The organism is Rhodococcus sp. NPDC060084, from assembly GCF_042730335.1.
Lineage (GTDB): Bacteria > Actinomycetota > Actinomycetes > Mycobacteriales > Mycobacteriaceae > Rhodococcus.
Genome location: NZ_JBHWWX010000075.1, coordinates 1 through 6,498, shown reverse-complemented (window position 1 = coordinate 6,498; position 6,498 = coordinate 1). Strand labels below are relative to the sequence as shown.

Genomic DNA, 6,498 nt, shown 5'->3' with positions numbered 1-6,498 from the left:
GGTGCCGGGCTGCCGTAGCAGGACGGAGAGACTATGCGGTCTCGGTGATCGGACGATCGACCCAGCTCATCAGGTCGCGCAGCTGCTTGCCGACGACCTCGATGCCGTGTTCGGCGTTCTCCTTGCGGAGACCCTCGAGCTCCTTGTTGCCGTTCTCGACGTTTGCGACGAGGCGCTTGACGAAGGTGCCGTCCTGGATGTCCTTGAGGATGTCCTTCATGCGCTCCTTGGTGCCGGCGTCGATGACGCGCGGACCCGAGAGGTAGCCGCCGAACTCGGCGGTGTCGGACACCGAGTAGTTCATGCGGGCGATGCCACCCTCGTACATGAGGTCGACGATGAGCTTGAGCTCGTGGAGGCACTCGAAGTAGGCCATCTCGGGCGAGTAGCCCGCCTCTACGAGGACGTCGAAACCGGTCTTGACCAGTTCTTCGGTGCCGCCGCACAGCACGGCCTGCTCGCCGAAGAGGTCGGTCTCGGTCTCTTCCTTGAAGGTCGTCTTGATGACGCCCGCGCGGGTGCCACCGATGGCCTTCGCGTAGGACAGGGCCAGGCTCTCGCCCTCACCCTTGGGATCCTGGTGGACCGCGATGAGTGCCGGGACGCCCTTGCCGTCGACGAACTGACGACGCACCAGGTGGCCGGGGCCCTTGGGGGCGACCATGCCGACGGTGACGTTCTCCGGAGCCTTGATGAGCCCGAAGTGGATGTTCAGACCGTGGCCGAAGAACAGCGCGTTGCCGTCCTCGAGGTTCGGCTCGATGTCGTTCGTGAAGATCGACGCCTGAGCGGTGTCGGGGGCGAGCAGCATGATGACGTCGGCCCATGCGGAAACCTCGGCCGGGGTACCGACGGTCAGGCCGGCCTCTTCTGCCTTGGCCCGCGACTTCGAGCCTTCCTTCAGCCCGATGCGCACGTCGACACCGGAATCACGCAGGCTCAGGGAGTGTGCGTGCCCCTGGCTGCCGTAACCGATCACAGCGACCTTGCGGCCCTGGATGATCGACAGATCGGCATTGTCGTCGTAGAAAAGCTCGACTGCCACAGTTCCTACCTCTTTCAGCAAATGGGTGTGTTCAGGCTAACGGGTGGCCGTGATGGACTTGGGACCGCGTCCGACGGCAACGACGCCGGACTGAACGATCTCTCGGATCCCGTACGGCTCGAGCATGCGAAGAAGCGCATCCAGCTTGGACCGGGTGCCGGTGGCCTCGATCGTGAGCGACTCCGGCGACACGTCGATCACCTTGGCGCGGAAGAGATTCACGGTTTCGATGACCTGGGTGCGAACGCTCGCGTCCGCGCGCACCTTGATGAGCAGAAGTTCGCGGGCGACGGACGCCTCGTCCTCCTGCTCGACGATCTTGATGACGTTGACGAGCTTGTTGAGCTGCTTGGTGACCTGCTCGAGAGGAAACGCATCGACGGTGACGACGATGGTCATACGCGAGATCTCCGGAATCTCGGTGCCACCGACCGCAAGCGATTCGATGTTGAAGCCGCGCCGCGAGAACAGCGATGCGACTCGGGCCAGCACGCCCGGCTTGTCCTCGACGAGGACACTGAGGGTGTGGCTCGTGCTCACTTGGCTTCCTCCTCGGCTGCAGCCTGACGGCCGCGTGCTTGATCACGTTCGATGACCGCGTCGACGACGGTGGCGTCGTCCGCGGCAGTGTCCTCGTCGAACAAGGGACGGATGTCCCGGGCAGCCATGATCTCGTCGTTACCGGTACCGGCGGCGACCATCGGCCACACCTGGGCGTCCTTGCCGACGATGAAGTCGATGACGACCGGGCGATCGTTGATCTCCTGGGCGCGACGGATCGCAGGCTCGACGTCCTCTTCCCGTTCGACCCGGATACCGACGCAACCGAGCGCCTCGGCGAGCTTCACGAAGTCCGGGATACGCAGCGAATGCGTGGACAGATCGGTGTTCGAGTACCGCTGCTCGTAGAACAGCGTCTGCCACTGGCGGACCATGCCGAGGTTGCCGTTGTTGATCAGGGCAACCTTGATCGGAACACCCTCGACGGCGCACGTCGCCAGTTCCTGGTTGGTCATCTGGAAGCAGCCGTCGCCGTCGATGGCCCACACCTCGGTGTCCGGGCGGCCCATCTTGGCGCCCATCGCAGCCGGCACCGCGTAGCCCATCGTGCCGAGTCCACCGGAGTTGAGCCACGTCCGCGGCTTCTCGTAGTCGATGAACTGCGCCGCCCACATCTGGTGCTGCCCCACGCCCGCGCAGTAGATCGCGTCCGGTCCGGCGAGCTTGCCGACAGCCTGGATCACGAACTGCGGCGACAGGGAGTCGTCGGACGGGCGGTCGTAGCTCAGCGGGTAGGTGCGACGGATGTCGTCCAGGTACGCCCACCATGCCGTGTAGTCGAGCGTGGTGTTGGTGGCGAGATGCGCGCGCATCGCCTCGATGAGCTCGACGAGAACCTCTTTGCAGTCACCGACGATCGGGACGTGCGCGTGACGGTTCTTGCCGATCTCGGCGGGATCGATGTCGGCGTGGATCACCTTCGCGTCGGGCGCGAAGGAGTCGAGCTGACCGGTGACACGGTCGTCGAAGCGGGCGCCGAGAGTGATGAGCAGGTCGCTCTTCTGCAGCGCCGCCACGGCCGCGACATTGCCGTGCATGCCGGGCATTCCGCAGTGCAGCGTGTGGGTGTCGGGGAACGCACCGCGCGCCATGAGCGTCGTGACGACCGGAATCCCGGTCAGTTCGGCGAGTTCGAGCAGTTCGGCCGAAGCCTCTGCCTTGATGACGCCGCCACCGACGTAGAGCACCGGCTTACGCGAATCGGCGATCAGACGTGCCGCCTCGCGGACCTGCTTGCCGTGCGGCTTGGTGACGGGCCGGTAGCCGGGCAGGTGCATCTCCGGTGGCCAGCTGAAGGTGGTCTGGGCCTGCAGGATGTCCTTCGGGATGTCGACGAGGACCGCACCGGGTCGACCCGACGACGCGAGGTAGAACGCCTCCGCGAGCACGCGAGGGATGTCGGCGCCGTCGGTGACCAGGAAGTTGTGCTTGGTGATGGGCATCGTGATGCCGGAGATGTCGGCTTCCTGGAATGCATCCGTACCGATGAGGGGGCGCCCGACCTGCCCGGTGATCGCGACGAGCGGCACGGAGTCCATCTGCGCGTCCGCGAGCGGTGTGACGAGGTTGGTCGCGCCGGGTCCGGACGTCGCCATGCACACGCCGACCTTGCCGGTCGCCTGCGCGTATCCGGTGGCAGCGTGGCCCGCGCCCTGCTCGTGCCGGACGAGGACGTGCCGCACCCGCTTCGAATCGAAAATGGGGTCGTAGACAGGGAGGATCGCGCCGCCGGGAATGCCGAAGACCGTATCCACGTCGAGCTCTTCGAGGGCTCGGACTACCGACTGTGCGCCGGTGACGCGCTCGGGCGCGACCTGGCGTCGGGTGGCGGGCTGCGCCGCGGCAGCGGCGGCGGCTGGGGTTCCGGCCCCCGGCTTCCGCGGCGAGGGATGAGGCCGTGCGGTTGGTGCGCTCACTGCAATTCCTCTGATTCTGGCTCCGGGCAACAAAAAACCCTCGTCAGCGTTGTGCTGTACGAGGGTGGCGCGTCGTGGGCGAGTTGCAGAATGCGGCTCAGGCGACGACGCGCCGGCCGATTACGAGCAACCCATTCTGATTCACGCGCTTGACGGTAGGCGCATGGTGGGGAGACAGTCAACTTGGTGTGGTTACTGTCCCAGAATGTGAGATGCCGCGGCTGCAGTGACAAGATGTAGAGGTGTCATCTTCACAGCAGCCCGTGCCACCTCCCCCATCATCCCACATGCCGGATTCGACGACGCAGGTCATCCAGATTTCGCGCCTGTCGTTCCTCGCGTGCGGGCTTCTGTTCCTTGCGCTGGCCTCTCCCGCCCTCGCGTGGCCCGAAGCTTTCGCGTGGACCCTCGTGATCCCGTTCCTCGTCGCCGCGTGGGTGGTCCGCGTGCGCACCGTCGTCGGCCCCGACGGAGTCGTCGCTCGCTCGACCTTCTCCACCACGACGATCCCGTGGGAGTCCCTGAAGGGCATCCGCTTCCCCAAGCGCGGCTGGGCCCGCGCGACGCTCACCGACGACTCCGAGGTTCCGTTGCCGGTCGTCACCTTCGGACGCCTGCCGCAACTCGCCGAAGCCAGCGGAGGCCGCATCACCGACCCCTACGCAGCCGCCGACGACGCGCGCGCAGCCGAAGCGGCCGCTGCCGAACGCTCACCGGCGAAGGACGACACGACATCCGGCACACGCGACGAGGTGAGCGAACCCGACTCGGATACCGAGACGAAATAGCACACGAGTAAATTCGACTGTGCCGCCACCCGGAACAGGCCCCAGCCACGGCGACCGGATGCGGTCCGCCGCTTGCGCACAACCCGTCAAGGAAGTCAGCCATGCCCCCGTTGAGGTCACGCACCACCACCGTCGGACGTAATGCAGCCGGCGCGCGCTCACTGTGGCGCGCCACCGGATTGACCGATTCCGACTTCGGCAAGCCGATCGTCGCCATCGCGAACTCGTACACGCAATTCGTTCCCGGCCACGTCCACCTCAAGGATGTCGGCGAGATCGTCGCCAAGGCCGTCAAGGCAGCCGGCGGCGTGGCACGCGAGTTCCACACCATCGCGGTCGACGACGGTATCGCGATGGGCCACGGCGGAATGCTGTACTCGCTGCCGAGCCGCGAAATCATCGCGGACTCCGTGGAATACATGGTCAACGCACATACCGCCGACGCGCTGGTGTGCATCTCGAACTGCGACAAGATCACGCCGGGCATGCTCAATGCCGCGATGCGCCTGAACATCCCGACCGTGTTCGTCTCCGGTGGGCCGATGGAAGCAGGCAAGGCGGTCGTCGTCGGGGGCGTCGCACAGGCACCCACCGACCTCATCACCGCGATCTCCGCGTCGGCCAACGACTCGGTGAGCGAGGAAGGTCTCGACGAGGTCGAGCGCAGCGCGTGCCCGACCTGCGGATCGTGCTCGGGCATGTTCACCGCCAACTCGATGAACTGCCTCACCGAAGCACTGGGCCTTGCCCTCCCGGGCAACGGCTCGACCCTGGCGACGCACTCCGCACGACGCGCACTGTTCGAGCGGGCCGGAACCACCGTCGTCGAGGCGGCGCTGCGCTACTACCGCGACGGCGACGAGTCCGTGCTGCCGCGAAACATCGCCACTCCCGCCGCCTTCCGTAACGCGATGGCGCTCGACGTCGCGATGGGCGGGTCGACCAACACGGTGCTGCACACGCTTGCCGCCGCCCAGGAAGGCGAGGTCGACTTCGACCTCGAGACGATCGACGCCATCAGCCGCAAGGTGCCGTGCCTGTCGAAGGTCTCCCCGAACTCCGACTACCACATGGAGGACGTGCACCGGGCCGGTGGCATCCCCGCACTGCTCGGCGAACTGCGCCGCGGTGGACTGCTCGAAACCGATGTGTCCACGGTGCACACCAAGAGCTTCGACGAGTGGCTCGACACCTGGGACATCCGCTCCGGGAAGGCGTCCGACGAAGCGGTCGAGCTGTTCCACGCGGCTCCCGGCGGAGTGCGCACCACGGAACCGTTCTCGACGGACAACCGCTGGTCCTCGCTCGACACCGACGCGGCAGGCGGTTGCATCCGCGACGTCGAACACGCCTACACAGTCGAAGGCGGACTGGTCGTGCTGCGCGGCAACGTCGCGCTCGACGGCGCGATCCTCAAGACCGCGGGCATCGACGAGGACCTGTTCTCCTTCCAGGGTCCGGCGCTCGTCGTCGAGTCCCAGGAGGAGGCGGTCTCGGCGATCCTGCAGAAGCGGATCAAGCCCGGCGACGTCATGGTCGTTCGCTACGAAGGCCCCAAGGGCGGCCCGGGCATGCAGGAGATGCTGCATCCCACCGCATTCCTCAAGGGCGCCGGCCTGGGCAAGGTGTGCGCACTGATCACCGACGGCCGGTTCTCCGGTGGCACCTCGGGCCTGTCGATCGGGCACATCTCCCCCGAAGCGGCCGCCGGCGGCACGATCGGTCTGGTCGAGACCGGTGACCAGATCCGCATCGACGTCGCGACCCGCACGCTCGAGGTGCTGGTGTCCGACGAGGAACTCGCCACCCGTCGCGCCAAGATGGAGGCGTCGGAGAAGCCCTGGCAGCCGGTCGATCGTCAGCGCACAGTCACCACCGCGCTGCGCGCGTATGCCGCGCTGGCCACCTCCGCCGACAAGGGCGCGGTTCGCTACGTGCCCTGATCACGGGCACGAACGAGACGACGGCGGGGGCCGCTCTCAGCCCTCGCGGCCGAAGGGGAAGTCGCGCAGCTTGCGCCAGACGCCGTCCGGGCCCTGCTCGTAGAGGGCGAACCCGGTGCAGGTCCAGCTCGCCTCGAACTCCTTCAGCGCCTCGTACGCCTCGTCCATCGCCTCCTCGGCGATGCCGTGGGCGATCGTGACGTGCGGGTGGAGATCGACTATCTTTCCGAGGTCTTCTATCCCCA

6 protein-coding genes are annotated in these 6,498 nt (G+C 66.6%); 2 read left to right on the top strand and 4 right to left on the bottom strand.

The window, feature by feature from the left end; all coding sequences use genetic code 11:
* Window positions 1–31: 31 nt before the first annotated feature.
* Genes ilvC through ACFWBU_RS21050 form a run of 3 tightly spaced genes read right to left on the bottom strand, consistent with a single transcriptional unit; the run spans window position 32 to window position 3,522 of the window.
* Window positions 32–1,045, bottom strand: a complete 1,014-nt coding sequence (gene ilvC / locus ACFWBU_RS21060; protein WP_169619638.1) for a ketol-acid reductoisomerase — start codon at window positions 1,043–1,045, stop codon at window positions 32–34.
* Between the two features lie 36 nt (window positions 1,046–1,081).
* Complete coding sequence (ilvN, locus tag ACFWBU_RS21055) at window positions 1,082–1,585, bottom strand: acetolactate synthase small subunit (RefSeq protein ID WP_169619639.1); 504 nt, start codon at window positions 1,583–1,585, stop codon at window positions 1,082–1,084.
* Entirely contained in the window at window positions 1,582–3,522 is a 1,941-nt protein-coding gene (locus ACFWBU_RS21050) for an acetolactate synthase large subunit (protein ID WP_169619640.1), read from the bottom strand. The genes ilvN and ACFWBU_RS21050 overlap by 4 nt, the downstream gene beginning before the upstream one ends.
* Window positions 3,523–3,785: 263 nt before the next feature.
* On the opposite strand from ACFWBU_RS21050, the gene ACFWBU_RS21045 reads away from it, so the two are divergent.
* Together ACFWBU_RS21045 and ilvD are read left to right on the top strand one after the other, a co-directional pair.
* Window positions 3,786–4,310, top strand: coding sequence for a PH domain-containing protein (locus ACFWBU_RS21045; protein ID WP_169619641.1), 525 nt, complete (start codon window positions 3,786–3,788; stop codon window positions 4,308–4,310).
* Between the two features lie 101 nt (window positions 4,311–4,411).
* On the top strand, window positions 4,412–6,253 hold the full coding sequence (gene ilvD, locus ACFWBU_RS21040) for a dihydroxy-acid dehydratase (RefSeq protein ID WP_378529143.1): 1,842 nt from the start codon (window positions 4,412–4,414) through the stop codon (window positions 6,251–6,253).
* A 36-nt stretch (window positions 6,254–6,289) separates the two neighbouring features.
* On the opposite strand, the gene ACFWBU_RS21035 is transcribed toward ilvD, so the two are convergent.
* The coding region (locus ACFWBU_RS21035; RefSeq protein ID WP_378529142.1) for a 2'-5' RNA ligase family protein at window positions 6,290–6,498 on the bottom strand (209 nt) is incomplete at its 5' end.